Source organism: Rhodococcus sp. BS-15 (assembly GCF_000813105.1).
Lineage (GTDB): Bacteria > Actinomycetota > Actinomycetes > Mycobacteriales > Mycobacteriaceae > Rhodococcoides.
In genome coordinates, this window is sequence record NZ_BAOX01000394.1 from 1 (window position 1) to 3,608 (window position 3,608).

2 protein-coding genes and 1 pseudogene are annotated in these 3,608 nt (G+C 63.5%); all 3 read left to right on the forward strand.

All coding sequences use genetic code 11. The annotated features are described in order from the left end of the window. The first annotated feature begins 57 nt into the window (after positions 1 to 57). Positions 58 to 834 carry a tRNA (guanosine(46)-N7)-methyltransferase TrmB gene (trmB, locus tag RHBS_RS25630; protein ID WP_374700657.1) on the forward strand — a complete coding sequence of 259 codons (777 nt, stop codon included), beginning with the start codon at positions 58 to 60 and terminating at the stop codon, positions 832 to 834. Between the two features lie 14 nt (positions 835 to 848). Beyond that, on the forward strand, positions 849 to 1,535 hold the full coding sequence (locus RHBS_RS25635; RefSeq protein WP_237669718.1) for an NYN domain-containing protein: 687 nt from the start codon (positions 849 to 851) through the stop codon (positions 1,533 to 1,535). Then, positions 1,536 to 3,608 (forward strand): annotated as a pseudogene (locus RHBS_RS25640) (MMPL family transporter); the annotation flags it as partial.

Below are 3,608 nucleotides of genomic sequence, written 5' to 3' on the forward strand. Positions count from 1 at the left end.
CGTCCTACCGCTGATCAGCGGTAGGACGGCAAGTCTCAACTTCAACTCGAGACCCACCTGTCACACACTCCGTCGATGCGCGACAATGGACCGGTGAACGAGCCTCAGGACACCTCTGTCGACACCGAGGAGAACGCAGTGCGCACCCCCGAGCGGGGCTCACGGCTGTACCCACGAGTGACGAGCTTTCGCTCTCGGCGCGGAGCGCTGACCGAGGCTCAGCAGAGCACCTGGGACAACCTCTGGCCCCGTATCGGCCGTGATGTCGCCGACGATCGGATCGATATCGACGCCTGGTTCGGCCGCAGCGGCCCGGCGATCCTCGAGATCGGGTCGGGGACCGGAACGGCCACCACGGCGATGGCCTCGGCCGAGCCGCACGTCAACCTCATGGCCGTCGAGGTCTACCGCCCGGGCCTCGCGCAGACGCTGCAGCAGATCGAACGAGAAGGCATCGAGAACATTCGGTTGCTGCGCGGTGACGCGATGGACGTGCTCGAGAACATGCTCTCGTCGGAGTCGTTGACCGGTGTTCGTGTCTTCTTTCCCGATCCCTGGCCCAAGGTTCGCCACCACAAGCGTCGCCTGCTGCAGGGGCCGACGTTCGCCATGATCGCGGATCGACTGAAGCCGGGTGGCGTTCTGCACGTGGCCACCGATCATGCCGAATACGCTGAGTGGATTGCCGAGGCCGGGAACGCCGAACCCGGTTTGACCGTTCTCGATTGGGAATCGCCCATGACACACGAGCGGCCGGTGACCAAGTTCGAGGGCAAGGCACAGCAGGTCGGTAGCTCGGTGACGGAATTGATCTGGGGAAAGAAGACAGCATGAGCGTCAGTACGGACATGCCCGACACCGTGATCGACCCCTCCCAACTCGGTGCGATCGGTGAATCGCGCCACAACAAACGCGTCCTGCTGGTCTGGGACGCCCCCAACCTGGACATGGGCCTCGGGGCGATTCTGGGTGGTCGACCCACCGCCGCCTACCGGCCGCGATTCGATGCACTGGGCCGATGGCTGCTCAGCCGCACCGCCGAACTCTCCACCTCGGGCACCGCCACTCTCGAACCCGAGGCGACAGTGTTCACCAACATCGCTCCCGGCAGCGCCGATGTCGTCCGACCCTGGGTCGAAGCATTGCGTAACGTGGGCTTCGCGGTGTTCGCCAAGCCCAAGGTCGACGAGGACAGTGACGTCGACGCAGACATGCTCGACCATATCGACTTCCGCAACCGTGACGGCGGCCTCGCCGGGGTCATGGTCGCGTCCGCCGACGGTCAAGCGTTCAAGGGTCCTTTGGAGGCCATCGCAGCGACCGGAGTGCCCGTACAGGTGCTGGGATTCCGGGAGCACGCAAGCTGGGCTGTCACGTCGGACATCCTGGAGTTCCTCGATCTCGAGGAGATTCCGGGCGTCTTCCGTGAACCACTGCCTCGGGTGAGTCTGGATTCGCTCCCCGACGAAGGCGCGTGGCTGCAGCCCTTCCGACCGCTGTCCGCCCTGCTCGTCGGGCGCCAAGGAGTTTCTTAAGTGTTCGCCAGATGGGGAGACATCGTCTACCGCCTGCGGTACACCGTCATCGGTGTCATGGTGGCCGGACTGTTGGGCTTCGCTGCCTACGGTCTCGATCTCAACAGCCATCTCAGCCAGAGCGGTTGGGACGATCCGACCTCGGAGTCGGCTCAGGCTGCCCGCCTGGCGGACACCACGTTCGGCCGCGACAAGCAGGGTGACGTCATCGTCCTCTACACCGCGCCGCAAGGCTCGACCATCGACGATCCGGAGTTCCAGTCCAAGATCGTCGCCAATCTCGATTCCCTGGTCACCGACCATCCCGATCAGATCGACAAGGTCAACGGCAGTTACTTCAAGACGGCGGGCGCACCCAATCTCGCGGCCCTCGGTACCACCGACAAGCAGCAGGCCATCGCCAGTATTGCCATCAAAGGCGACAACGACACCGAGCTGACCAACAACTTCCAGGCCGTCAAGGATGTCTTCTACATCGACGGTGTCGACGTACAGGTGACCGGGCTCCAAGCCGTCGCGGGCGCGTTGCAGTCGACTATGGCCGGCGACATCCACCGCATGGAGCTACTGGCCATCCCGGCCGTCGCGGTGCTGCTGTTCTTCATCTTCGGTGGCGTCGTGGCCGCCGCCCTCCCGTTGATCATCGGTGGGCTGACGGTCGTCGGAGCCAACGGCATCGTGAAGGTGTTCACCAACTTCACCGAGGTCAATTCGTTCGTCGCGCCCGTGGTCTCGCTCGTCGGCCTCGGTTTGGCCATCGACTACGGACTCTTCATCGTGTCGAGATTCCGAGAAGAACTGGGCGACGGCTATACGACGCCACAGGCCGTGCGCCGCACCGTCATGACGGCCGGTCGCACCGTCGTGTTCTCCGCGACGATGATCGTCGCGTCCCTGGGCGGCCTGCTGTTGTTCCCGCAGGGCTTCCTCAAGTCGGTGGCCTACGGCTCCATCGCCACGGTCGCGCTCGCGGCGCTGACTGCCATCACGATTCTGCCCGCGATGCTGGCCATCCTCGGCCCTCGCGTCGACGCACTCGGTCTGAAATTCATGCGCAAGACCAAGTCGAGCGAGGAGATCGAGAACGGCATGTGGGGCCGGCTCACCCGCTGGGTGATGCGCAACCCCGTCAAGGTCACCGTGCCGATCGTGCTCGGGCTGGTGCTCCTGACGCTGCCCGTCGGCAACATCAAATTCGGCGGGATCAACGAGACCTACCTGCCTCCCGACAACGTCACCCGCGTCGCGCAGGGTGAATTCGATTCGCTCTTCCCCGGCCAGCGCACCGAGCCCATAAAATTGGTGATCAGCGATGCGCAGGGTGCCACCCTCGCGGCGATCACCAATCAGGCGAACAATGCGCCCGGACTCGTCGAGCCGTTCTCCCCGGTCGGTGCCAGCAAGGACGGCATCATCGTCTTCAAGGCCGGGCTGGTCGATCGTAACGACTCCAAGCCGGCGATCGACTTCCTGCGCAGCATCGACGTGCCCGAGGGTTCGACGGTCCTCGTCGGCGGCACACCTGCCATCGAACAGGACTCGATCAGTGCGCTCATAGACAAGCTTCCGTTGATGGCCGTCCTGGTGGTGTTCATCGTGACGCTGCTGATGTTCCTGACGTTCGGATCGTTGGTGTTGCCGATCAAGGCGGTGCTCATGACCGTCCTCGGCCTGGGTGCCACCATGGGCATCTTGACGTGGATATTCATCGACGGCAACGGCGCTGGGCTGATGAATTTCACCCCGGGACCGATCATGGCTCCGGTGTTGGTGCTGATCATCTCGATTGTGTTCGGCCTGTCCACGGACTACGAGGTATTCCTGCTCTCACGGATGGTCGAGGCTCGCGAAAAGGGTGCCAGCACAAGCGAAGCCATTCGGATCGGCACCTCGCATACCGGACGCATCATCACCGCGGCAGCATTGATTCTCATCGTCGTCACCGGGGCGTTCGCGTTCTCCGATCTGGTGATGATGAAGTACATCGCTTACGGCATGATCGCGGCCTCATCATCGACGCCACCCTCATCCGCATGTTCCTCGTGCCCGCCACGATGAAACTGCTCGGCGACG